18 protein-coding genes are annotated in these 23,394 nt (G+C 63.5%); 7 read left to right on the forward strand and 11 right to left on the reverse strand.

Going from position 1 to position 23,394, the window contains the following annotated elements; all coding sequences use genetic code 11:
* Window positions 1–13: 13 nt before the first annotated feature.
* Window positions 14–832 (reverse strand): FAS1-like dehydratase domain-containing protein, encoded by an 819-nt coding sequence (locus V3W40_RS05135; RefSeq protein ID WP_330214563.1) that lies wholly within the window; start codon window positions 830–832, stop codon window positions 14–16.
* Between the two features lie 339 nt (window positions 833–1,171).
* Between V3W40_RS05135 and V3W40_RS05140 the strand changes: the two genes are divergently transcribed.
* Window positions 1,172–2,071, forward strand: a complete 900-nt coding sequence (locus tag V3W40_RS05140; RefSeq protein ID WP_065928017.1) for a LysR family transcriptional regulator — start codon at window positions 1,172–1,174, stop codon at window positions 2,069–2,071.
* Here V3W40_RS05140 and V3W40_RS05145 read toward each other — a convergent pair.
* Genes V3W40_RS05145 through V3W40_RS05160 form a run of 4 tightly spaced genes read right to left on the reverse strand, consistent with a single transcriptional unit; the run spans window position 2,058 to window position 8,319 of the window.
* Window positions 2,058–4,949, reverse strand: a complete 2,892-nt coding sequence (locus V3W40_RS05145; RefSeq protein WP_330214564.1) for a bpX6 domain-containing protein — start codon at window positions 4,947–4,949, stop codon at window positions 2,058–2,060. The two genes, V3W40_RS05140 and V3W40_RS05145, sit on opposite strands and share 14 nt — an antisense overlap.
* Window positions 4,942–6,768 (reverse strand): hypothetical protein, encoded by a 1,827-nt coding sequence (locus V3W40_RS05150; RefSeq protein ID WP_330214565.1) that lies wholly within the window; start codon window positions 6,766–6,768, stop codon window positions 4,942–4,944. Before V3W40_RS05150 ends, V3W40_RS05145 begins: the two co-directional genes overlap by 8 nt.
* Window positions 6,755–7,201 carry a bpX5 domain-containing protein gene (locus V3W40_RS05155; RefSeq protein ID WP_027608539.1) on the reverse strand — a complete coding sequence of 149 codons (447 nt, stop codon included), beginning with the start codon at window positions 7,199–7,201 and terminating at the stop codon, window positions 6,755–6,757. The genes V3W40_RS05150 and V3W40_RS05155 overlap by 14 nt, the downstream gene beginning before the upstream one ends.
* A complete protein-coding gene (locus V3W40_RS05160; RefSeq protein WP_074846969.1) occupies window positions 7,198–8,319 on the reverse strand; it encodes an AAA family ATPase in 1,122 nt (373 codons plus the stop codon). Before V3W40_RS05160 ends, V3W40_RS05155 begins: the two co-directional genes overlap by 4 nt.
* A 93-nt stretch (window positions 8,320–8,412) precedes the next feature.
* Here V3W40_RS05160 and V3W40_RS05165 point away from each other — a divergent pair, with 93 nt between their 5' ends.
* The 3 genes from V3W40_RS05165 (at window position 8,413) to V3W40_RS05175 (ending at window position 11,631) form a co-directional block, all read left to right on the forward strand.
* Window positions 8,413–8,901, forward strand: coding sequence for a GFA family protein (locus V3W40_RS05165; protein ID WP_092356866.1), 489 nt, complete (start codon window positions 8,413–8,415; stop codon window positions 8,899–8,901).
* A gap of 94 nt (window positions 8,902–8,995) precedes the next feature.
* On the forward strand, window positions 8,996–10,819 hold the full coding sequence (locus tag V3W40_RS05170) for a serine hydrolase domain-containing protein (protein WP_330214566.1): 1,824 nt from the start codon (window positions 8,996–8,998) through the stop codon (window positions 10,817–10,819).
* Between the two features lie 20 nt (window positions 10,820–10,839).
* Window positions 10,840–11,631: a MipA/OmpV family protein gene (locus tag V3W40_RS05175; protein WP_323145994.1), complete on the forward strand. Its 792-nt coding sequence runs from the start codon at window positions 10,840–10,842 to the stop codon at window positions 11,629–11,631.
* 75 nt (window positions 11,632–11,706) lie between these two features.
* Here the strand turns inward: V3W40_RS05175 and V3W40_RS05180 are convergent, their stop codons facing one another.
* Both V3W40_RS05180 and V3W40_RS05185 read right to left on the reverse strand, forming a co-directional pair.
* Window positions 11,707–12,984 (reverse strand): ATP-binding protein, encoded by a 1,278-nt coding sequence (locus V3W40_RS05180; RefSeq protein WP_330214567.1) that lies wholly within the window; start codon window positions 12,982–12,984, stop codon window positions 11,707–11,709.
* Complete coding sequence (locus V3W40_RS05185; protein WP_065928008.1) at window positions 12,985–13,692, reverse strand: response regulator; 708 nt, start codon at window positions 13,690–13,692, stop codon at window positions 12,985–12,987.
* Between the two features lie 157 nt (window positions 13,693–13,849).
* Here V3W40_RS05185 and V3W40_RS05190 point away from each other — a divergent pair, with 157 nt between their 5' ends.
* Complete coding sequence (locus tag V3W40_RS05190; RefSeq protein ID WP_330214568.1) at window positions 13,850–15,049, forward strand: MFS transporter; 1,200 nt, start codon at window positions 13,850–13,852, stop codon at window positions 15,047–15,049.
* Here V3W40_RS05190 and V3W40_RS05195 read toward each other — a convergent pair.
* Window positions 15,005–15,607: a tRNA-(ms[2]io[6]A)-hydroxylase gene (locus V3W40_RS05195; RefSeq protein ID WP_027608547.1), complete on the reverse strand. Its 603-nt coding sequence runs from the start codon at window positions 15,605–15,607 to the stop codon at window positions 15,005–15,007. The genes V3W40_RS05190 and V3W40_RS05195 overlap by 45 nt on opposite strands.
* Window positions 15,608–15,756: 149 nt before the next feature.
* Here V3W40_RS05195 and V3W40_RS05200 point away from each other — a divergent pair, with 149 nt between their 5' ends.
* Window positions 15,757–16,620 carry a universal stress protein gene (locus V3W40_RS05200; protein WP_330214569.1) on the forward strand — a complete coding sequence of 288 codons (864 nt, stop codon included), beginning with the start codon at window positions 15,757–15,759 and terminating at the stop codon, window positions 16,618–16,620.
* 34 nt (window positions 16,621–16,654) lie between these two features.
* Here V3W40_RS05200 and V3W40_RS05205 read toward each other — a convergent pair whose 3' ends face one another.
* Entirely contained in the window at window positions 16,655–17,125 is a 471-nt protein-coding gene (locus tag V3W40_RS05205; protein ID WP_330214570.1) for a DUF1289 domain-containing protein, read from the reverse strand.
* Window positions 17,126–17,521: 396 nt separating this feature from the next.
* Between V3W40_RS05205 and acnB the strand changes: the two genes are divergently transcribed.
* On the forward strand, window positions 17,522–20,131 hold the full coding sequence (gene acnB, locus V3W40_RS05210; protein WP_065942045.1) for a bifunctional aconitate hydratase 2/2-methylisocitrate dehydratase: 2,610 nt from the start codon (window positions 17,522–17,524) through the stop codon (window positions 20,129–20,131).
* A gap of 126 nt (window positions 20,132–20,257) precedes the next feature.
* Here the strand turns inward: acnB and V3W40_RS05215 are convergent, their stop codons facing one another.
* Both V3W40_RS05215 and V3W40_RS05220 read right to left on the reverse strand, forming a co-directional pair.
* Window positions 20,258–21,907: a SulP family inorganic anion transporter gene (locus V3W40_RS05215; RefSeq protein ID WP_330214571.1), complete on the reverse strand. Its 1,650-nt coding sequence runs from the start codon at window positions 21,905–21,907 to the stop codon at window positions 20,258–20,260.
* A gap of 145 nt (window positions 21,908–22,052) precedes the next feature.
* On the reverse strand, window positions 22,053–23,330 hold the full coding sequence (locus V3W40_RS05220; RefSeq protein WP_065928003.1) for a serine/threonine transporter: 1,278 nt from the start codon (window positions 23,328–23,330) through the stop codon (window positions 22,053–22,055).
* Window positions 23,331–23,394: the final 64 nt, after the last annotated feature.

The raw sequence follows: 23,394 nt of genomic DNA on the forward strand, positions 1-23,394 counted from the left end.
TGTTGTTCTTGGCTTATTCGAAATGCACTTCAGCGGTCTGCGCCAGGCCATCGGTATTCCCGGCCCACAACGCCGCCGCCCCGGTTTCACTGATGCGACCGCCCACTGCGAACGGCTGCGGCGCAATCAACGGGCGCACGCCGCGATAGGCAAAGCGCCGCACGGTGGCTTCGGGATGGGCGCGGCAAAACGCGCGCAGGCTCAAGGTCGCGATCAGCGGGCCATGCACCACCAGCCCGGCGTAGCCTTCGGTGCCGGTGACATAGGGGTAGTCGTAGTGAATGCGGTGACCGTTGAAGGTCACGGCGCTGTAGCGAAACAGCAGGGTCGGCGTGGGGTCGATGGTTTCCTGCCACTCGCCCTGGGCCAGGGCCTCGCCGCTGCCCGGCTTGGGCGGCGTCGGCTCGCGGTAGACGATGTCCTGTTCTTCGCGGATCGCCAGGCGACCTTCCTGGGCATAGTCATGGCGCACGGTGACAAACAACAGCGAGCCGCTGCGCCCGGTCTTTTCTTCGACCTGGGTGATGGTCGACACGCGGGTTGCCGCCTCGCCGGCCCGCAGCGGGTGCAGGAATTCGATACGCCCGCCGGCCCACATGCGATTACGGTTATCCGCCGGCGGCAGGAAGCCGCCACGGGCCGGGTGGCCGTCGCCGCCCAGGGCGCTTTCCGGCAGCGGGTCCTGGAAGAAGCACCACTGCCACAGCGGCGGCAGGACCGCGCCCTGCTCGGGGACGGCTTCGCCAAAGGTGGCGGCAATGCGTTTGAGCAGGTTATGGCTCAGGTGGTCGTGGGCGGTTTCGCTTCGGCCGATCCAGTCAGTAGCGCTCATCAGGTACAGGTCCTCGGGCAGTGAGTGTCTGCCCCGGATCATGCAAGCGCCGGCCCGTTCTGAGAATTTGCATTTCAATAAACCAGCGTTCGGCTATGCTGAACGCTCTTTCCCCGACATAACACCCGCGCGGCCCAGATCCGTAGATACCGTCTTATCCCGCACCGCGCAATCCCCGTAGCAGCTGTCGAGCCCCGGCGAGGCTGCGTCGGGCGCGCTGTCGATTCAGGACCGAGTCGCGGCCTACGCAGCCTCGCTTGCGCTCGGCAGCTGCTACGGGGATTTGGGCGGTGTTGGATAGGACGGTATCTACCGGGTTCATTCATACGGGAGTTTTGCATGCACTTCGACCTGGCCGACCTGCGCCTGTTTATCCATATCGCCGAATCCCCCAGCCTGACCCAGGGCGCCAGGCGCGCGTTCCTCTCGCCGGCCGCCGCGAGTGCGCGGATCAAGGCGCTGGAAGGCCAGCTCGACACGCGCCTGCTGTACCGTGACAGCCGTGGCGTAGAGATCACCCCTGCGGGCGAACGGCTGCTGCACCATGCGCGGTTGATCATGCGCCAGGTGGATTACCTCAAGAGTGAGTTCACCCAATACGGCGTGGATTCCGCCGGGCATATCCGCATCTTCGCCAACACCACGGCGGTCACCGAGTTCCTCCCGGAGGTGCTGGCCGGCTTCCTGTCCCAGCGCCCTGGCGTGACCGTCGACCTGCAGGAGCGCTTGTCCCGCGATATCGTGCGCGGCGTGCTGGATGGCACCAGCGACATGGGCATCATCGCCGGCCCCGTGGAGGCGGCGGGTTTGCAGGTGCTGCACTTCAGCACCGACAAACTGGTGCTGATGGTGCCCGTCGGCCACGCCTTGGCCGATCAAGCCTCGGTCACCCTGGAACAGACCCTGGCCTATCAGCATATCGGCCTGCATGAAGGCAGCACCTTGCTCAGCTTCCTGCGTGAACACGTCGAGCGGTTGGGCAAGCAGTTGTCGCTGCGTATCCAGGTGTCGAGTTTCGAGGCGATTTGCCGGATGGTCGAAGCGGGCGTGGGCATCGGCATCATCCCCGAGTCCGCCGCCGTACGGCACAGCCGCACCATGCAACTGGTGGCGGTGACGCTGGATGAGCCGTGGGCGATTCGCGAGCGCAGTATTCTGGTCAGGGAGCTTGAGGCACTGCCCGGCACCATACGGGCATTGATTGCCACGTTGATGCCGGAAACGGTCAATGCAGGGTGAGGTTGTGCTGGCTGGCGTGGTCGAGGTTGATGTGGCTCAAGCGGCCTTGATCATCGAATAACAGCCAGTCCGCCCCCAGGCGCCGCGCCTGGACTTGCGCTTGTGGCCAGTGCAGGCTGACGCAGAGCCGGTCGCTGGCGCGATGAATGAAATGCCAACGGGTCGCCTCTTCCTCCACGCCATAGCGAATCAGCAGCCAGTCCTCGAACAGGAATGGCCAGACCGTTTGATCCCACTCCTCCTCCCGCAGGTTGCCGGGCAAACGATAGCCCTTGCGCGCCCCACCCTGCTTCAGGACGAGGACCGGCGGCCCTTCGCTGTCGTACTTGATCAAGTATTGCGCCGCCTGACCGGTTGCGCTGGGTAGCCCGAAATCCGCTTCTATGACATCGATTCCAGGGTCGCGACTGATCAAGCGACGCTCCGGCAAACGATAATGCCAGAGCGCCAGGATCCCGCCCATTTCCAACAGCCACAGGTATTCGTTGTGCTGATCCGTCTCGAGGGCATGCACCCGTGCCGGTAGATCGCCCACGTGCCATAACGTTTCAAACCCACGATCGACGTCCACCACCCTCAGTTCCCGGTCACGGCCGACGGTCCAGGCAGTGCCGTCAAACACCTTGGCAAATACGTCCAGCGCCAAGACACCAAGGTCCGTGGCCGTGCGGCTTACCAGGTCCAGCTTGCTGATACGCCACAGCCGGTCTCGACGCGTCAGCGCCAAGGCCACTTGGCGGCTGTGGCCGATGACCATCTGCTGCGCCGGCACCGCAAAATGAAACAGCGTCTTGCCCTGCGCATCCACCACCAGCGCGCCGGCCTCGCCCAGCCCCAACAGGTAACGCTCATCGTGCAGGGGCACGGCATCCAGGATCGGCCGATTGCCCGCCGCCGGTGCGGACCACTCCAGCGTGCTGCCCACGCGGTCCAGCGACACAACGGCTGGACGTTTCAGCGCCTGGCCCGGCAAGTCCGCCTGAAGCAATTTATCCCGACTCATTTTGACCAGCGCCTGCAACTGATTGAAGTTCAGACGCCCGTGCCCACTGAACTGGTCGGCAAGAATCGCGTGCACGGTAGCGCCTGCCAGCCAGGCCAGGGCCGAGGATTGGGCTTTATGTTCCAGCAATGCCTCGGCCAGGGCGGCGCGCTCGCTGCCGCGCGCGGGGTCGTCACGCACGTCTTCGAGCCATTCGCCGTACGCCTCCAGGGTGTCCGGCAGCAGGATGGCGCGCTTGACCAACGCGCCAATGGCCAGGCGCCCACCGGCCGCTTCGGCATTGAGCAGCCATTGCGCGGCGCGTGGGCGTTCAGCCGGCAGGCTCCAGATCACATCGACCGCTTGCAGCCACAACCCCTTGGCGATCAACGCTTCGGCCCACTCCAGGCGCAGGCGGTCGGCGGTTTCCGGTGATTTGGCCTGGAGCATCAGCACCGCATCGCCGAAGGCATCGTCACGGCGCGCCACCAGCAAGGCGCGCTGCCAGTTCTCGGCCAGGCACAACAGGCGTACGATCACCCCAGGTGGCATATCCCAGGCCAGGGCGAGGTCGGCGGCTTGTTGATAGCGCGCGTGTTTTTCCAGGTAATCGAGGGCCTGCTGACGCTCCTTGAGCAACTCGGCGAGGATAAACACCGCTTCTTCAATGCGCCCGGCGCGGTCCAGGCGCTCATAGCTCTGGCGGTAGACCTGGCGCAGGTGCTCGGTCATCCCCTCTTCGAAGAACATCGAACGGCTTGCCCCGTTTTGCCGGTCCAGGGCCAGGTCCTGGCGGCGTTGGGGGGTTCCAAAGCTCTGCTCGTCACCGGACTGCTCACCATTCAAGGGAATGGCATGGCGCAAGGCTTCTTCGAAATTACCGTCCTCGAACATCTCGAGCATCCGCCGCACATAAGCAGCCTGACGCTTGCCATACAACGTGGACAAGCGCGAATGCAGGGTCAGGCGGGTCAGCCAGCGGCGCCACGCAGCGGGTTTGTGCCGGCGCGGTTCGCTGCGCGCAGCGATGCCAGGGGCGACCGGTGCTGTTGGCGTGCCGGAGACTGGCGTGCGCCCACGCCGCAGGGCTCGGTTCAGGCCCCATAAAAAGCCGGTCAAGAACAGCCCACCGACCAACGTCACGCCGACCACCGCAAAAACCTGGTCGCTGCTCAGCGTTGGCATGGGTGTCAAGGGCGCGTGCTGACCCTGGTTGGCCATCCACAGCACAGCAGTCACCAGCGCCAAGGTCGCGCCAAGCTTGAGTGCCGGGAACGAGGCTGGCTCGCGTGAGTCCCACTCGCCGTTGCCAGCCGCGGTCGCTTTGGCCGGCGGGCTCTTCGGCGCATGGCGCTGACGTTCGATCAGCGCCTGCATCACCCCTTCCCGCTCCGGGCTGACGGGTCCCAGTGCCCCGCCGAGAATCTCACGCACATCGGTGACCCGCAGCGGCGGCACCGGTTCCAGTACCGGTGCATGGCAGTCGAAGGTATCCAACAGTGTGCAGGCGCTGATATCCAGCCACTGCCCAGGCGCCAGCAACTGCGCATCGCGCAACTGCAAGGCCTGCACCTGGCTGCCACGCACCAGCCACAGGTCGGCAGCCGGCAAGGCCCGCAGCTCCTGCGGGTCGAGCAGCGCGGAGGACAAACCACGGCCCTGGCGCACCAGCGGCCAACCGACCAGGGTTTCGCACAACACCGATTCAGGCCGCGCGAACTGCAACACATCGCCGTCGGCAAAGCGGTAGGCACGGGCGCCGGGCTGCCAGTATTCGAGGATCAAGCCGGCGCGCTCGTGCAAATCCAAGCGGTCGCTGGAAAACCACAGCCCATCAATGTGTTGATGCCCCGTCAGCAGCGGGCGCCTGATCAGCATTGCGTCCTGTTCAAGCATGCTCACGCTCATGGGTTAACAACGCGACCTGGTTACACAGCACTTGCAGGCGCATGGCACGCTCGGGCACCGAATACACCAACAGTTCACGGGCGCTGGTGATAACGGCAACCAGGCCACTCATCGGGCAGAACGTTGCCCGCGCAATCGCTGCCGAGGTGGTGAACAGCACACGCTGCTGCCCTTCGATATACAAACCGACGGTGTGCTGGTTCGGGCCCAGCAGTACCAGCGCGTGCAGTTCCTGGGGGCCAACCTCATGGTGCAGGCCGATGGCCTTCCAGCCGGGGGCCAGGTCGATCTGGGCTTTTTTCGAGGGGAAGCTGTCGTGGGTGACCACGCGCCAACGTTGGCTGCCAAGATTATCGGCCAGCAGTGCACAGCCGCCAAAGTACTGCCGCCAATAGGCGGTGCCTGCAAACAGCACCTGGCTCACGCCATTGGCCGCACCCACCGCGTAACCACCGGACCTCAGCCCATCGCCCGTAGCCGCATACACGACGACTTGCCCGCCTTCACTGCGGGCGTAGGCCAGGGTCAAGGTGTCGACCTGGGCCAGGCCGATGACATTGTCGGTGATCTCGCAGCCCTCACGCGCCGGAGCGCGGAGCACCGCGCCTTGCCAGCAGGCGAGCCGGCCCTTGCTGTCCAGCAGGTAGAGCCGTTCGCTTTTCTGACTGCGCAACCACACCGAGGGCAGGAACGTCGCGGTGCCTGGAGGAAGGTGCAGTCGTTCGGCGGGTGGTTTGTCGATCGGGGCAATGCCCGGTATGTTCCAGAAGCTCAAGGTGTTGTCACTGCTGAGCACCGCGCCCAGGCTGCGGTAGTGAAAGCTCATACTCAGCGCGCGTTGGTGGCCTGACCACAGGCGCCGACGCACCTCGAGGGATTTTTTCTGGTTCCTCGACGGCAGCTTGATCACCAACATTCCGGTTTCATCCAGCATGCGCAGGGCGACATGGCTGCCGGAGCCTGAGATCACCGGCGGCAAGGTCAGGACCACGCGCGGCACCACACCAGTCTTGGTGGCGGGCGGTGCCTTGACCTCGTGATCGAACTGCCCTTTGAGCAATTGCACCGCGTGCTGCGCCTGCGGCATCGGCAGCAACACCCGTCGCGTCTGGCCTGCCTGCAACTCAAACGACAGGCTACGCCCATCCAGGCTGCGCTTGACCTGGACCCGGTGGCTGCAATGCCTGGCGTCGGCGACCGGCAAGCGTTGCCCGACCATCCAGCATTCACCCACAGGACGATCCTGCGCGGCCATCCAGTCGCGCCAGGCATACCAATGGCTGTCGCTCACCCCTTCATAGGTGCGGGCGTTAAGCAGACGCTTGATCTGTGCCGGCGAATCCAGTTCATGCAACACCGGCGGGCCTTGCAGCAGCCCCCAACGCAGCTCGGCGCCCGCCTCTTCGGCACGCCGCGCCAACAGCATCAGCAATGCGATATGCACCAGGCGTGCGGCCCCCAACTGCAAGGGACCGGCGTCGAACAGCACCACCATCAGGCGGTTGGCCTCACGGGCACGGTACTGGGGCGCGAGGAACATATGCTCGCCCCCCACCGCACGGCGGAGAAACTCATCGGGTACCTCCTCTGCCAGCAACCATTCACTGGAGAGCAGACGCTCATAGGGGCCACGGCGTTGCAGGTCGCCCAGGCCATCAGGCTCCGGCACACCGCCTTGTTGCCTGCCCCGCAGTGGGCCGAGCAGCGGGTTGAGACGGCCCAGCAGATCGGCGAACACTGGCAGGTGCTCGGGCGCAAACCATTCCAGCCACTGCCGCCAGGGTTGCAGGGCATCAGGCAGTTGCATCGGGCATCCCCCAGTGAGCAGCGATTCGCCGCAAATGATCGGGGCTGACGGGCAGCAAGCGATCCAGCGGCACCACGGCCTGCGGTTCACGCCACAGCAATAACGGCGAACGTTTGAAGCGTGCCGCCAGGGCCTGGCCCAGCACATCTACCGCAGCTGTCGGCTCCCAACTGGTGGGCAACCACAGCCCTGGCGCGACATCTCCCGGTGCGGCGTAGGCCACCCCGTCGACCCAGGGCAGGTCAACACCGGCGCCGGTAACCACCAGCACTTCACCGCTGGCCGTGGCTTGCAGTCGCGCAGCCTGTTCGTCCGGCAGCTGTAACAAGCGCGCGTGCAGAAGCCGAGCAGCGTCACCCCAGGCGACAGCGGCCTGCGGCTCGGTCGGTACCTGCCGTGGGCGCCAGGTCCAACGCTGCAACGCTGCACTCATGGCGTGGGCGTCAGCAGTCGCGCCAATTGCCCGCGTACCTGTCGCAACGGCTCAGGCAGGGTCTGGCTGTTGAAGTTGGCGTCAATCTCGCGCAGCAGGCCTTCCAGCGCCGGGCTCGCCGGTGGCTCGGTGCGTGCCAGGTAATCTTCGGCGGTTTCCAACAGGCGATTGAATCGTGACATCGGCTGCAAGGTGGCTTCCTCCACCGCACTGAACAAATGACGGTTACTGGAGGCGGCAAACAGGTCGCGCAGCACTTCACGACCGTGTTGCTGGCTTTCCTGGGTCGGCAGCACGTACAGCAGCGGCCACAGGTCGGCATCGCTGGCTTCCAGGCGCCCGCCCAGCAAGGCAGCCGCTGCGATCAGCCGTTGAGACTTGACGATACGCCGGTCCGATAACTGAATGCCGGCTTCACGCAGGCGGCGGATAGCCTGGGCCAGTAACGGACGTACGGGGTTGAGGTCAACGTTTTTCAGCGCATGGCCAAGGGTGTCCAACTGGGTCAAACCGAGCAACTGCTGCACCGGCCGCTGTTCCGACTGCCAGCCACCCGCGAGCATGGCCTCCAACTGGTTATCCGGCACCGACTCGACAAACAGGTGCAACAGGAAACGATCCCCGAACGCCGCCAGCGCTTCGTCGTCCGGCAGGCCGTTGGCAGCACCGACACACACGCGCAGCGGGCATTGGATCTGGGTGTGTCCACGGCGAAAGCGGCGCTCGTTAAGCACGCCCAGCAGGGTGTTGAGGATGGCGGTCGAACCGAGGAAGACCTCATCGAGAAAGACGATATCGGCTTCCGGCAGCATGCCGCTGACGTCGGTTTCGACGGTGCCTTCGCGCAGTTTCTTCAAGTCCACCGCACCAAACAATTCCGAGGGTTCGGTAAAGCGCCCCAGCAGGTATTCGAAATAACGCCCGCCCATGGACTGCGCCACACGCCGCACCACGGCACTCTTGGCGGTGCCAGGTGGCCCGATGACCAGGATGTGCTCCTGAGCCACGGCGGCCAATACAATCAGCTCGGCCAGTTGCTCACGCCCGACCAGGCCTTCGGTGGCCGCACGCACGGCATGGCGAATTTGCGCGGCAGCGCTGTGCAACTCAGCAATCATGGGTGTCTTCCCTGAAACCAAAGCAAGGAATCTTGCCTGAGGCTAAGGTATTAGCAAAGCGTTGTTACATAAACCCAAGAGGAGTCAGCCCCGATGCAGCTTGAGGGATCCTGCCACTGCGGCGCCGTGACGTTCAGCCTCACCAGCGCCCACCCGTACCCTTACCAGCGTTGCTATTGCTCGATCTGCCGCAAGACCCAGGGCGGCGGCGGTTATGCGATCAACCTGGCCGGGGATGCCAATAGCTTGCAAGTGCGCGGGCGCAAACAGATTTCGATCTACCACGCCCGGCTCAAACCCGAGGGCGCCAGCCGTGCCCATGCGAGTAGCGCCGAGCGGCATTTCTGTTCGCAGTGCGGCACTGCGCTATGGCTGTTCAGCCCGGAGTGGCCGGAGCTGATCCACCCGTTTGCCTCGGCCATCGACACGCCGTTGCCAGTACCGCCGGCGCATACGCACCTGATGCTGGGCTCAAAGGCGCCGTGGGTCGAGGTCAGCGTGCGCAAGGGCGACCTGCAGTTTGAGGAATACCCCGAAGAATCCATCGCGCAGTGGCATGAACGCCATGGGCTCAGCCGTTAACAGTCTTTGACAGTTTCCCGACAAAGCTCGCAAAGATTGTTGGACGGCCCTTCCCTAGCATTCGAGCATCCAAACAGCCATTCGGGTGCTCCTCATGTTTCGCAGATTGCGCGGTATTCCGCTGCTGGGTTGCCTGCTGGGCAGCCTCGGTTGCCATGGGCAACCGCCGGCACCACCGCCCATTCAGAAGGGTGACTACGGCGCGATCATCCGCTACCTGCAAGCCCGCATTCCCCGGGCGATCGCCCAAGAGCATATCGCCGGCCTGTCGATTGCCCTGGTCAATGGCCAGGAGCTGATCTGGGCCCAGGGCTTCGGCCTGGCCGACAAGGCCCGGGGCGTGCCGGTCACGCCCAACACCGCGTTCCGTGCCGGTGGCATTTCCAAGCTGCTCACCGCCACGGCCGCGCTGCAATGTGTGGAACAACAGCGGCTGGCGCTGGATGCGCCGATCCAGCAGACCTTGCGCGAGTTTTACGTGCGCTCGCGCTTTCATGACGACCAGGCCGCTGCCGACCGCGCTGTGACCCTGCGGCGTTTACTCAGCCACCAGTCCGGCCTGCCCAGTGAACACCTGCGTGACCTGCACAGCACCTACGCCATGGGGCAGATGCCGATGCGCGTGTCGGGGGTTTGGCTGAGCAGCCCGCCAGGCTCGCAGGTGGCGTATTCCAACCTCGGTTATGCCCTGGTGGGAGCGGCCATCGAGCGCAGCAGCGGCAAAAGCTTTGAAGCCCAGTTGCAAAACAGCCTGCTCAAGCCGCTGGAAATGAACCAGTCGAGTTTTGTCGGCACCGCCAGCCAGCAGGCGTTCCGCGCCCTGGGCTACACGGACGGCGTTGCCAGTACCGATGCCCCGGTGCGCGACATCGCCGCCAGCGGCCTGTGGGCCAGCCCGAAAGACCTCGCGCATTACGTGCACATGCTCTTCGCCCAAGGCGTCTACAAAGGCAACCGCGTGCTGGGCAGCGCTTCGATCGACGCGATGTTCGCCCAGCAGAACACCGGCAATGCGCTGGACTTCGATTGCCAGATGGGCCTGGGCTGGTTCCTCGCCCCATGCGGTGACGAACCCGTCGGCCCCGGTATACGCACCTACCAGCACAGCGGTGGCGGCGATGATTTTGCCGCGCAGTTGAGCCTGCTGCCCGACCAACAACTGGCCGTGATCATCATGGCCAATGACAGCAACGCCGAAGACCTGGTGGCCGGCCTGGCCACCGACACCCTGCGCCTGCTGCTCCAGGCGCAAACCGGCCACGCCGTCTGCGCCGACGACTGCCAGGCGCCCATCCACGGCCTGAAACTGCGCCACGTGCCGGCCGCCATCGACCGCAGGCGCCTGGCCGGCTTCTACGCCACCGCCTGGGGCGTGTTCCGGATCAAGGATGACGATCAGCGGCTGTCGGGCGAGTTGGCCGGCTACACCTTCGAATTATTGCGCGACGACGATGGCTGGTTGCGCGCGCAGAAGAAAGTGCTCGGCTTCTGGCTCAAGGACCTCGGCGAACTGGGCCGCGTGCAACTGGACGTGATCAGCGTGCAAGGCCGCCAGATGCTCACCGCCCGCAGCCACGGCCAGCGCGTGGCTATCGGTGAGCGCATCGAACCGCCGCCCTTGCCCTCGGCCTGGGCCGACACCATCGGGACCTATCAAGTGCTCAACACCCATGAGCCGGACGCCCCCCTGAGCGGCATCAGCGTGCGCCTGGAAGACGGCTTCCTGGTGATCCGCGGCCAACTGCACGACGAACCGCTGACCGACTACATCCTGCTGCCCATCGACAACGCCCATGCCGTCCTCGCCGGCAACGGCTATGGCCTGGGCGATACGGTGAGCCGCCAGATCAACGGTCTCAGCGCTTCGGGCTACGCCTTCAAACGCACCCGATCCCCTTATAAACCCTTGGCTTTCTAACCCCCCATATGGAACCCTTTATGCGCTCAACCCCCCTGTACCTGTCGCTCTCCTCACTGTGCCTGCTGGCCGCTGCCGACCGCGCAATTGCCGAAGACTGGCAATACAGCCTCAAGGCCGGCATGGCCAACGTGCCCCGCTACAGCGGCAGCGATGAGCGCATGACCGCGCCGGTGCTGGGCGGCAAAGTCGTCAGCCCTTGGGGGATATTCCTCGACACCGACAAAGGTCTGGGCTGGGGCTATGAAGGCAACGCCTTGAGCTTCAGCACCTATATCGGTGCCAGCCATTCACGCAAGGACAAGAATCATAGCCTGCACGCCGGCTCGAAGCGGCTCAAGGGCATGGGCGAGATCAAGGCCCGCCCGCAAGTGGGAGTGAGTGCCAGCTATAACCTGGGTGGCGTGATTGCCGGCGCGACCCTGGAACACGCGCTCAAGGAAGATGACCACAAGGACAGCGGCAAGGCGTTCACCCACCTGGAGCTGAGCCTGGGCACCACGCTCTACGACGGCCGCTACGGATCGGTCGATGCCAGCCTCAACAGTCACTTTGGTGACCGCAATTACCTGCAGACCTGGTACGGCGTGACCACCGGCCAGGCCGCGCAAAGTCGCTTCAAGGCCTACAAGGCCGGTGCGGGCAATATCAGCAATGGCATGAACCTGGTGTGGAGCCTGCCGATCAGCGAGCACACCCAGTTCTCGACCCTGCTGGATGTGCAATACCTGGCGGATGACGCGGGCAAGAGCCCGATTGTGGAGCGGCGCTTGCAGACCTCGGTGATGGGGGTGTTGGAATACACCTTTTGACCGGGTAAGCCCGTCAGAAAATGTGGGAAGGGGCTTGCTCCCTCCCACATTTGCCTCCCATTGTTCTCCGGATACTTATTCGGCATACGCCCACGTCATGCGAAACGACGCCCCGCCCCACTCCGAATCCATCACGTGCACGTGCCCGCCATGCCACTGCGACACCCGCTGCACCAGCGCCAGGCCGAGGCCGAAGCCGCCGGTGCGGCGGTCGCGACTGGCATCCAGGCGCATGAAGGGCTGGAAGATCCTGGCCCGGCCGTCCTCGGGCACGCCGGGGCCGTCGTCACACACACGCACTTCGTAGCCCTCGCCGAACTTCACCAGCGACACCTCGACCCGGCGCTCGGCATAACGGATGGCATTGCGCAGCAGGTTGATCACGGCGCGGGCCATGAAGCGCGGCTCGATCTGGATAAAGTCGACCTCGCAGGTACGCAACGTCAGCTGGATACCGGCCGCCTCCGCCTCCAGCGCGACGCTGCCGATCACGCTGTCGAGCCAGCTGTGGGCCTCGATGCGCTCGCGGGTGACCTGAGTGGCGCCGCGCTCCAGGCTGGCGTAGGTGAGCAGCTCGGACACCATCTCCTCCAGCTCGCCGAGGTCAGCGTACATATCGGCGATCAATTCGCCCCGCTGGCGCGGGTCGGCCTGTTGCTTGAGTTGGTCGAGTTCGAACGATAACCGTGCAATCGGTGTACGCAGTTCGTGGGACACCGCATTGGTGAGTTCGCGCTGGTTGGCGATCAGGCTTTCGATGCGCTCGGCCATCTGGTTGAAGTGCCCGGCCAGCGCACGCACGGTGGAGCTGCGCGGCAGCAGGATGCGCGAGCCGAGGTCGTTGTCGCCGAAGCGCTGCGCGGCCAGGCGGATATGTTCCAGGTCGCGCCAGTGCGGGCGCACCCAGAAATACAGGACGATGGCCAGGCACAGCCCGAGAAAACCGTAGGCCCACAGGTATAACCATTTGGGCTCTTCCGGCAGCTTGATTTCCAGCAGTTGCGCGCCACCGTCGATGGCCGTGAGAAACTCCATAAAGTCGCCGCGCACCACCAGCAAGCCCTGTTCCAGAAGCTTTTGTTCGCGCTCGGTGAGGGCCTGGGCATCCTTCTGCACCAGCTTCAGGCGCAGGCCGTAGTGGGACTGCAACTCGGCCAGCCGTGCGGCGCGCTGCTCCACGGGCAACGGCCGCAATTGCTCCACCAAGCCGTATGCCGGGCCACGCATGGCTTCGCGGTTGTAGGTTTCGTTGGCTTCGGGGAGCAGTTCGTCGAAGGTGTAGTTGACCAGCCAGATCGCCCCGGCCAGGCCGATCGCCAGAATCACATACAGGCGCAGAAACAGGCGCAGCATCTAGACCTCCCACGCAAACGGATTGAACAGATAGCCCTTGCCCCAGATGGTCTTGATGCACACCGGCTCACGGGGGTTGTCATTGAGCTTGCCGCGCAGCTTGCTGATGTATACGTCGACGCTGCGGTTAAGGCCGTCAAAGGCAATGCCGCGCATGCGGTTGAGGATGTCGTCGCGGGAAAGAATCTTGCCCGCGCTGCTGGCCAGCAACCACAGCAGCTCGAACTCCATGGTGGTGAGGTCGATCTGCTCGTCCCCCAGGCTGACCACCCGGCAACTGCGGTCAATCGCCAAGCGGCCGAACGCGAGGGCGCCGCGCACCGTCGGCTCGGGCGCCTGGCGACGTTGCAGGGCGCGCAGGCGTGCCAGCAGTACCGGCGGCTTGATCGGCTTGATCACATAGTCGTCGGCACCCGACTCCAGGCCGAGGATATGGTCCAGGTCGTCTTCCTTGGCAGTGAGGATCACAATGGGGGTGTCGGACACCGTGCGGATCTCGCGGCACACATGCAGGCCACTCTGGCCCGGCAGCATCAGGTCGAGCACGACAATCTTGGGTTTGAAGTCGAGGAACGCCGCCAGGGCTTCATCGCCGCGGTGCACCACGCGGACCTCAAAGCCATGCTGTGACAGAAAATGCGCGATCAGCCCTGCCAGCTTCTCGTCGTCCTCAACGAGCAGGACCTTGCCCAGACCCAGGTTTTCCATAAGTTCTCAGTGTGCAAAGACGGATTGAAGAGCGGGCATTATAGGTGGCAAGCTGGTCAACTAAAGCAACTGGCCAGTTGGTGCCGACGAAGCTTCATGCTTTTAAGAGTTTTTAACAAATAGCCTGCATTTTTTAACGCCATCCACAGGGAGTTGTATGCGCAAGGATTACCTGGCGTTCTTCGTTTCGCTGTTCCTGTCGCGGCTGGCGGACCAGATCCTGTTGTTTATCGTGCCACTGATCGTGTTCCAGACCACCCACAGCGTGTCCTGGGCCGGGCTGGCCTTCTTTGTCGAATCACTGCCGCGCTATCTCGCGTTTCCGGTGTGCGGGGCGTTGTGCGACAAGTATTCGCCGGTGCGCATCCTGCATATCAGCCAGGTTTACCGGGCACTGGCCTGTGTGATGGCGGTGGCGTTGTATGGGGTGTTCGACGGTATCTACTGGCTGGTGCTGCTGTCGGCGTTATGCGGGGTGCTGACGACCCAGGGCATCATGGCCCGCGAAGTGCTGATGCCGCATGTCTTCTCGCAGTACAGCTATGCCAAGACCCTCTCCTACTCGCAGATCGCCGACCAGAGCGGGCTGGTGCTGGGGCCGCTGGTGGCCGCGCTGATGCTGGAGGTGTGGGCCTGGCACTGGGTGGTGTTGGGGATTGCCGGGCTGTTTGTGCTGGCGGACCTGGCGATGCTGGCCTGGCAGCGCAAAACCACGGCAAGCCTGGAAACCCATCAGCAGCACCGGGATATCTGGCTGCAACCGCTGCGCATCGCGTTCGGGCATATCCGCAACCTGGCGGACCTGAAGCGGATCATTACCCTGGCGGTCGGTGTGAACCTGATCATCGGCGTGACGCTGGCCACCTCCGCGGCCATGGTCACCGGCCTCTACGCTGCCGACAAGGACACCTATGCCCTGCTGCAGGCGGCCGGCGCGGGGGTGACCATCGCGATTCTGTTTTACCTGGCGCGCGCCACGTTGCCCTTAAAAGTGCTGGGCGGGCTGTCTTACTCGATGATCGGCGCCGGGGCGTTGGTGATGGCGGTCAGTCCCAGCCTGTGGGCGTACACCCTGGGATTCCTGCTGGTCACCGGCTTCGACAAGATGTTCAACGTTTACCTGCGCAGTACTCGTCAGCGGGTCATTCCAGTGCAGGACTTCGGCAAGACCGTGGGCGTGATCACCTTGCTCAACAACCTGGCCCAGCCGCTGGCGGGCCTGGTGATTGCAGTGCTGGCGGCGCCCTTGGGCACGCAGACGGTGATCCTGCTACTGACCGGGATCAGCGCCTTGATCGGCGTGGCCGTGGCCTCAGGCTGGCACGCCACTGTGAAAGCGGAACTCGATGTCGGGTGATTCGATCAGTTCCTGCTCGGCCGCCCTCACCCGCTCGATCACCTGGGCGATGTCCTTGGCGTCGCCGTACTGGTAGGCCAGCTTCAGGTAACCCTGGAAGTGCCGCGCCTCGCTTTTCAGCAGGCCGAAGTAGAACTTGCCGAGTTCTTCGTCCAAATGCGGCACCAGGGCTTCGAAACGCTCGCAACTGCGCGCTTCGATAAAGGCGCCGACCACCAGGGTATCCACCAGCTTGACCGGTTCGTGGCTGCGCACCACCTTGCGCAAACCGGAGGCATAGCGCCCGGCGTGCAGTTGGCGCAACTCGACCTTGCGCTTCTTGATCAGGCGCATGACCTGCTCATGGTGCACCAGTTCTTCCCGGGCCAGCCGCGACATCATATTGATCAGGTCAACATGGGCGTGGTACTTGGCGATCAGGCTCAGGGCGGTGCTGGCCGCTTTGAATTCGCAGTTCTTGTGGTCGATCAACAGGGTGTCCTGATCGGCCAATGCGGCCTGCACCCAGGCATCGGGGGTTCGGCAACCGAGGAATTCGTGGATTTCGGGCAGGTTCATCGGGCTCACGGGCAAAGGATCACAAAAAGGCCGCCGATTATACCCACCGCGCCGCAGACCACCAGCCACCGGCCTTGATGTGCATCAACATGACGTCTGGCGGGCAGCAACTATAGTTGTTCCACGCCCACCCTTTTGGAGATCCGATCATGCAAGCCATTCGCAGCATCCTGGTGGTCATCGAGCCCGCGCATTCGGAAAGCCTGGCCCTCAAGCGCGCCAAGCTGATCGCCGGGGTTACCGGCGCGCACCTGCACTTGCTGGTCTGCGACAAGAAACACGAGCATTCGGCGCTGTTGAGCCTGCTCAAGGCCGGCTTGCAGGAGGACGGTTACAGCGTCAGCACCGAGCAAGCGTGGAATGAAAGCCTGCATGAGACCATTATCGACGTGCAGCAGGCCGAAGGTTGCGGGCTGGTGATCAAGCAGCACTTTCCCGACAGCCCGCTGAAAAAAGCGCTGCTGACGCCGGCGGACTGGAAGCTGTTGCGCTTGTGCCCGACGCCGGTGTTGCTGGTCAAGACGTCCACACCCTGGGCGGGCGGGGTGATTCTGGCGGCGATCGATGTGGGCAACAACGACGGGGAACACCGCGAGCTGCATCACGCGATCATCGACCATGGCTTCGACATCGCCAGCCTGGCCAAGGCGCAGTTGCATGTGATCAGCGCCCATCCGTCGCCGATGTTGTCGGCGGCGGACCCGACGTTCCAGCTCAAGGAAACCATCGAGGCGCGTTATCGCGAGCAGTGCAAGGCGTTCCAGGCGGAATTCGATGTGGATGACGCGCACCTGCATGTCGAGGAGGGCCCGGCGGATGTATTGATCCCCCACCTGGCCCACACATTGAAAGCGGCCGTGACCATCATCGGCACCGTGGGGCGCACCGGCATTTCCGGGGCGTTGATCGGTAATACGGCGGAGGTGATCCTGGATGCGGTGGACAGTGATGTACTGGTGCTCAAGCCGCAGACGTTGATGGATCACCTGGAGGAACTGGCGACCAAGGCCTGACGCCGATCCCCCTCCCACAGTTGGATGTGTGTTGTCAGTCAGCGAGCGCGTCTCTCAGGAACCCCGGGGCGATATAGCGCTGGTAATGGGCCTCGGACAGAATGAAGAACTCACGGTCGATGGCATCGCGCAGTTCCGGCAAGGCCCGGTCGCGAAACTCCGGCAACAGCACCATGCCGTACGCCTCCAGGTTATTGATCACCCGCGCGCCGCGGGCAATCAGCTGGTACGCCCAGCAGTACTCGGACTGGTGCGGCACAAAACGGATCTTGCGTTGCTCCAGTTGGCCGCGCAGGGTCTTGGGGTCGAAAATCTCGAGTTTGCCGGCCATCACCTGCACCAACAGTTGCTCCAGCCGCAGCCAGACCGCGCGTTTTTCTTCCTCGTTATAGCCATTCCACTGGATCACTTCGTGGTGGAAACGCTTGCAGCCACGGCACACGAGATCGCCGTAGACCGTGGAGCACAGGCCGACGCAGGGGGTCTTGATGGTTTGGTTGGACATGGGCAACAACACGCAAATCAGCGAAACAGTGCGCCATGTTAGCCCTTTGTCTAAGGTTGATCACCCAGCAAACTTGGTGATGCAACTTACCTTTAGAAATTTTTTGCCGTAGAATCATCCGGCCTTGTAAGGCGCCAATAATCCGCTGGAAGCTGTTTTCAAAGCGTCACGAGCACAGTCGTTCCTTCAGAACGGTGTTGGCGATGGTCATTACCCGGCAGGTAATGATCAGCGCCAACCCTCATCAGCTCCGTTCTGCAGGCGTAAAACTTTGAAAGCAGCTTCTGTAAGGAATGCCGGCAGCGCTGGCTTTGCGGCCCAAAAAGCCCCCGAGCGCATGCGTGCCGTTCATTTCTGGATGAGCGTCCCGTGGGACCACTGATGAGGGTAATAACTGTGCTTGAAGCCTACCGCAAACATATCGAAGAGCGTGCAGCACTGGGTATCGTTCCCCAGCCGCTTAATGCCGAACAAACCGCAGGCCTGGTTGAGCTGCTGAAGAATCCCCCGGCTGGCGAAGAAGAATTCCTCGTTGACCTGATCACCAACCGTATTCCACCGGGCGTTGACGAAGCTGCCTACGTCAAGGCCGGCTTCCTGTCTGCCCTGGCCAAGGGCGAAGCCACTTCCCCCCTGATCGACAAGAAACGCGCGGTTGAACTGCTCGGCACCATGCAGGGCGGCTACAACATCGTGACGTTGGTCGAGCTGCTGGACGACGCCGAGCTGGCGCCTGTCGCGGCTGCCCAACTCAAGCACACCCTGCTGATGTTCGATGCGTTCCACGACGTCGCCGAAAAAGCCCGCAACGGCAACGCGCACGCCAAAGCCGTGATCCAGTCCTGGGCTGACGGCGAGTGGTTCCGCAACCGTCCGACCCTGGCCGACAAGATCAGCCTGCGCGTGTTCAAGGTCACCGGCGAAACCAACACCGACGACCTGTCCCCTGCCCCGGACGCCTGGTCCCGCCCTGACATCCCGCTGCACGCCCTGGCCATGCTGAAAATGGCACGTGAAGGCATCGTGCCGGACGAGCAAGGCAAGACCGGCCCGATGAAGCAGATCGAAGAAATGCGCGGCCAAGGCTTCCCGATCGCCTACGTCGGTGACGTGGTCGGTACCGGCTCTTCGCGTAAATCCGCGACCAACTCGGTGCTGTGGTTCTTCGGCGACGACGTTCCCTACGTGCCGAACAAGCGCGCCGGCGGCTTCTGCTTCGGCAGCAAGATCGCTCCCATCTTCTACAACACCATGGAAGATGCCGGCGCACTGCCGATCGAATTCGACGTAACCAACATGAACATGGGCGACGTGATCGACCTGTACCCTCATGCTGGCAAAGTCTGCAAGCACGGCACCGACGAAGTCCTGACCACCTTCGAAATGAAGACCCCGGTCCTGCTCGACGAAGTTCGCGCCGGCGGCCGTATCCCGCTGATCATCGGCCGTGGCCTGACCGACAAGGCGCGCGCCGAGCTGGGCCTGGGCCCTACCGACCTGTTCAAGCTGCCTGAAGCACCGGTCGACACGGGCAAGGGTTTCACCCTGGCCCAGAAAATGGTCGGCAAGGCCTGCGGCCTGCCGGAAGGCAAAGGCGTTCGTCCTGGCACCTACTGCGAACCGAAGATGACCACCGTGGGTTCCCAGGACACCACCGGTCCGATGACCCGTGACGAACTGAAAGACCTGGCGTGCCTGGGCTTCTCGACCGACCTGGTGATGCAGTCGTTCTGCCACACCGCGGCGTATCCAAAGCCGATCGACGTGACCACCCACCACACCCTGCCTGACTTCATCATGACCCGTGGCGGTGTATCGCTGCGTCCAGGCGACGGCATCATCCACAGCTGGCTGAACCGCATGCTGCTGCCGGATACCGTCGGCACCGGTGGTGACTCCCACACCCGTTTCCCGATGGGCATCTCGTTCCCGGCCGGTTCCGGTCTGGTCGCGTTCGCCGCGGCCACCGGCGTCATGCCGCTGGACATGCCGGAATCGATCCTGGTGCGCTTCAAAGGCAAGATGAAACCTGGCATCACCCTGCGTGACCTGGTTCATGCCATTCCTTACTACGCGATCCAGGCTGGCCTGCTGACCGTAGAGAAGAAAGGCAAGAAAAACGCCTTCTCCGGCCGCATCCTGGAAATCGAAGGCCTGAACGACCTGACGCTGGAGCAGGCTTTCGAGCTCTCCGACGCCTCGGCCGAACGTTCGGCTGCCGGTTGCACCATCAAGCTGTCGAAAGAGTCCGTCACCGAGTACCTGAACTCCAACATCACCCTGCTGCGCTGGATGATCGGCGAAGGCTACGGCGATGCCCGCACCCTGGAACGTCGTGCCCAAGCGATGGAAGCCTGGGTCGCCAACCCGGAACTGATGGAAGCCGATGCCGACGCGGAATACGCTGAAATCATCGAGATCGACCTGGCCGAAATCAACGAGCCGATCCTCTGCGCACCGAACGACCCGGACGATGCCCGTCTGCTGTCCAGCGTTGCCGGCGAGAAGATCGACGAAGTGTTCATCGGTTCGTGCATGACCAACATCGGTCACTTCCGCGCTGCCGGTAAGTTGCTGGAGCAGGTCAAGGGTCAGTTGCCAACTCGCCTGTGGCTGTCGCCGCCGACCAAGATGGACGCTCACCAGTTGACCGAAGAAGGCTACTACGGCATCTACGGCAAGGCTGGCGCGCGCATGGAAATGCCGGGCTGCTCGCTGTGCATGGGTAACCAGGCACGTGTAGAGCCGAACTCGACCGTGGTATCGACGTCGACCCGTAACTTCCCGAACCGCCTGGGTGACGGCGCGAACGTCTACCTGGCTTCGGCTGAGCTGGCGGCAGTCGCCTCCACCCTGGGTCGCCTGCCGACCGTCGAAGAGTACATGGGCTACGCAGCGAAACTGGACACCATGGCCAGTGACGTCTACCGCTACCTGAACTTCGACCAGATCGCCGAGTTCCGCAAAATCGCAGCAAGCGCCAACATCCCGGTGATCCAGGCTTAACGGTGTGTTGATGTGAAGGACGCCGCGTATCGCAAGGTACGCGGCGTTTTTTATGCCTGGAATACAAACACATTCAGTTGATGCATCTGTCACTGACCCACCGCTATCGAGGGCAAGCCCCACGCGTTACGCTTTGCCCACTTCAAGCGCCAACTGCACCGCGCCATCGACGCTCAAGCCACTGAGCAGCACATGGGGCGCCAATGCTTCGGGCACCCCCTGCAACACCTCGCGGGCGTCATGCCGCACACGGGCCAACACCAGGCGCTTGCCCTCCCCGCGCACCTGGGCAAAAAACGCCGCCAGGGCTTCGATGCTGGTGCCGTCCAGGTCCGGGGATTCTTCCAGGCTCAACACCACCGCCTCGACCGGCGACTGGCGCATCAGGCGCAAGGCCGCGCCCAGGATGCGTTCGGCATTGGCAAAAAACAGCGCCTCGCTGGGCCGGACGATCAAGACCCCCGGCACGGCCAGGGCATCGGCATGGTGCTGGCGATCGACAAAGTCATGACTGTCACCCAAGCGCCCCAGCACCTGGATGTCGGCTGAGGACATCTGGCGCAGCATCAACATCACGCTGATCGCGACCGCCACCAGCAAACCATCCAGCACACCGAGCACCAGCACTGCCGTTACCGCACAGATCACCAGCACGCGATCGCGCCGCCACAGGAAATAACGCCCCAGCGGCTGCACGCTCAAGCCTCGTCCCAGGGCATAGATGACGACGGCGGCCAGCACCGGCTCCGGCGTGAGCGCGACATAGGGCAGCACCGTCAGCACAATCAGCAAGATCACCAGCGCCGCGACAATCCCCGCCAGGCGCGAATAGGCGCCGGCCGCCTCGTTGGCCGACGTCGCCGAATACCCGGCACCGGCCGGCATGCCGTGGAACAACCCGGAGACCAGGTTGGCCGCGCCCAGCGCCAGCAGGTCACGGTTGGATGACACCCGGTCACCATGCTTGAGCGCGAACGAACTGATAGAGCCGTAGGACTCCGCGTACAGGATCATCACCAGCGCAAACGCCAATTCCCCCAGGCGCAGCCAGTCGGCAAACGGCAGCACCGGCAAATGCCCCAGCTCCAGGCGCAGGTCGATCATGCCGATCTGCGCCACCCCATAGGCCTGCAGGTCCAGGTACTGCCCGGCAGCGATGCCGAGCACCACGACCACCAGGCCACCGGGCAGGCGCGGGAGGCGTGCGCACAGCCACAGCACCAGCAACGCCAGCGTCGCCACCAGTGCCGCAGGCCAGTTCCAGCGCGGCAGCTGCTCCAGCAACTGCGGCAGAAAACGGATCAGGTTGTTATCGGTGAGGTGCACACCCACCACACCGGCCAATTGCTTGAGGATGATGGTCAGCGCCAGGCCGAAGGCGAAGCCACGCAATACCGGTTTGGCGATAAACGAGGTGACGCCGCCGAGCTTGAACAGTCCGGCCAACAGGAAAAACACCCCGGTGAGCAACACCAGCCCGAAGGCCAGGGACAGCCTCAATGCCGGGTCGTCACCCGCCAGGCTCGCCGTGGCCGCCGCCAACACGGCTGCCGACGACGAGGTGGCCGAGACAATCGCAAAGCGGCTGCTGCCGAACAGGCCATAGCACACCAGCCCGGCAAACAAGGCGATCACCCCGGCCTGGGGCGGCAGCGCGGCAATACTGGAATAGGCCACGGCCTCCGGCAGCAGCAAACCGGCAATGGATAAGCCGGCCAGCAGGTCTTGGGTGCGGTTAGAGGTTACGGCAACGGGTGCATCGGTTTCAGTCTTCAATCGGCCCAACCCATCCTGGCAAAAAGCGTGGGTAAGCTTAGCCCTCATTGGTCGGCGACGGTTGCGCGGCGTCAGCTTTTGCGCAGGCAAAAAAAAAGCCGATTCGCGGTGTGCGCGAATCGGCTTGCGGGCGTGAGCCCCGGGGTCAGGACAGCAGCGAATAAATCAATGCGGTAATCGCCACCAGGCCCACCGCCGTGACAAACACGTTGGACGCCTGCCCACGGTACCTGGCCATGGCCGGCACCTTGCGGATCGCGTACATCGGCATCAGGAACAGGATCGACGCGATGATCGGCCCGCCCAGGGTCTCGATCATGCCGAGGATGCTCGGGTTCAGCGTGGCAACGATCCAGCACACCACCAGCATGAAGGCGGCGGTCATGCGGTCCAGGGTCTTGGCGGCCGGACGGCGACCGCTCTTGAGCACCAGGCCCTTGAGGCCTTCGCTGGCGCCGATGTAGTGGCCCAGGAACGACTTGGCAATCGCCACGAACGCGATCAACGGCGCGGCAAACGCGATGGTCGGGTTGTTGAAGTGGTTGGCCAGGTACGACAGGATCGACAGGTTCTGCGCTTTCGCCTCACCCAACTGCGCCGGCGACAGGGTCAGCACGCAACTGAACACGAAGAACAGCACCATCACCACCATCAACAGGTGCGCGCGGGACAGGATCTGCGAACTGCGCTCATCGGCGTGTTCGCCGTACTGGCGCTTCTGGTCGACCGCAAACGCCGAGATGATCGGCGAGTGGTTGAACGAGAACACCATCACCGGAATCGCCAGCCACAGGGTGTTGAGCAACGCCGACGGTGCCGGCACCACACTGGCGGTGCTGAGGATGCCACCGTTCCAATGGGGGATCAGGTACACCGCGAGGAACAGCAAGGCGACGATAAACGGGTACACCATCAGGCTCATGGCCTTGACGATCACCTGCTCACCGCAACGCACCACCGCCAGCAGCCCCAGGATCAGCACAAACGCCAGCAACGCCCGTGGCGGCGGCATGATGTGCAACTGGTGCTCCATGAAGCTGCTGACCGTGTTGGTCAGGGCCACGCTGTAGATCAGCAGGATCGGGAAGATCGCGAAGAAGTACAGCAGCGTGATCAACGCACCGGCCTTGATGCCGAAATGCTCTTCGACCACATCGGTGATGTCGGAGCCCGCACGACCGGAGAGTACGAAACGGGTCAGGCCACGGTGGGCAAAGAACGTCATCGGGAACGCCAGCACCGCCAGGATCACCAAGGGCCAGAAGCCGCCCAGGCCGGCGTTGATCGGCAGGAACAAGGTGCCGGCGCCAATGGCGGTGCCGAACAGGCCAAGCATCCAGGTGGTGTCCTGGCGGCTCCAGCTTGAGAGGGTTGCAGGTGTCGTTGCATAGCGTTCGTCGACGCTATTGGCCTGATCATTCATCCGGTCGGATCTCCGCATTTACACGGCCGGGACGAGTCAGAAAAACCTGACAGGCAGCGCCCCG

The sequence above is a fragment of the Pseudomonas sp. AM8 genome (assembly GCF_036346475.1).
In the GTDB taxonomy this organism is placed as follows: domain Bacteria; phylum Pseudomonadota; class Gammaproteobacteria; order Pseudomonadales; family Pseudomonadaceae; genus Aquipseudomonas; species Aquipseudomonas marginalis.

Bases quoted from the DNA above. Each gene is read 5' to 3' on its own strand.
- V3W40_RS05170 (WP_330214566.1), top strand. From the start codon at position 8,996: ATGTTTCGCAGATTGCGCGGTATTCCGCTGCTGGGTTGCCTGCTGGGC.
- V3W40_RS05165 (WP_092356866.1), top strand. From the start codon at position 8,413: ATGCAGCTTGAGGGATCCTGCCACTGCGGCGCCGTGACGTTCAGCCTC.
- V3W40_RS05195 (WP_027608547.1), bottom strand. From the start codon at position 15,607: ATGAACCTGCCCGAAATCCACGAATTCCTCGGTTGCCGAACCCCCGAT.
- V3W40_RS05190 (WP_330214568.1), top strand. From the start codon at position 13,850: ATGCGCAAGGATTACCTGGCGTTCTTCGTTTCGCTGTTCCTGTCGCGG.
- V3W40_RS05150 (WP_330214565.1), bottom strand. From the start codon at position 6,768: ATGCAACTGCCTGATGCCCTGCAACCCTGGCGGCAGTGGCTGGAATGG.
- V3W40_RS05145 (WP_330214564.1), bottom strand. From the start codon at position 4,949: ATGCTTGAACAGGACGCAATGCTGATCAGGCGCCCGCTGCTGACGGGG.
- V3W40_RS05180 (WP_330214567.1), bottom strand. From the start codon at position 12,984: ATGCTGCGCCTGTTTCTGCGCCTGTATGTGATTCTGGCGATCGGCCTG.
- V3W40_RS05160 (WP_074846969.1), bottom strand. From the start codon at position 8,319: ATGATTGCTGAGTTGCACAGCGCTGCCGCGCAAATTCGCCATGCCGTG.
- V3W40_RS05155 (WP_027608539.1), bottom strand. From the start codon at position 7,201: ATGAGTGCAGCGTTGCAGCGTTGGACCTGGCGCCCACGGCAGGTACCG.
- V3W40_RS05135 (WP_330214563.1), bottom strand. From the start codon at position 832: ATGAGCGCTACTGACTGGATCGGCCGAAGCGAAACCGCCCACGACCAC.
- V3W40_RS05200 (WP_330214569.1), top strand. From the start codon at position 15,757: ATGCAAGCCATTCGCAGCATCCTGGTGGTCATCGAGCCCGCGCATTCG.
- V3W40_RS05185 (WP_065928008.1), bottom strand. From the start codon at position 13,692: ATGGAAAACCTGGGTCTGGGCAAGGTCCTGCTCGTTGAGGACGACGAG.
- V3W40_RS05140 (WP_065928017.1), top strand. From the start codon at position 1,172: ATGCACTTCGACCTGGCCGACCTGCGCCTGTTTATCCATATCGCCGAA.
- V3W40_RS05220 (WP_065928003.1), bottom strand. From the start codon at position 23,330: ATGAATGATCAGGCCAATAGCGTCGACGAACGCTATGCAACGACACCT.
- V3W40_RS05175 (WP_323145994.1), top strand. From the start codon at position 10,840: ATGCGCTCAACCCCCCTGTACCTGTCGCTCTCCTCACTGTGCCTGCTG.
- V3W40_RS05205 (WP_330214570.1), bottom strand. From the start codon at position 17,125: ATGTCCAACCAAACCATCAAGACCCCCTGCGTCGGCCTGTGCTCCACG.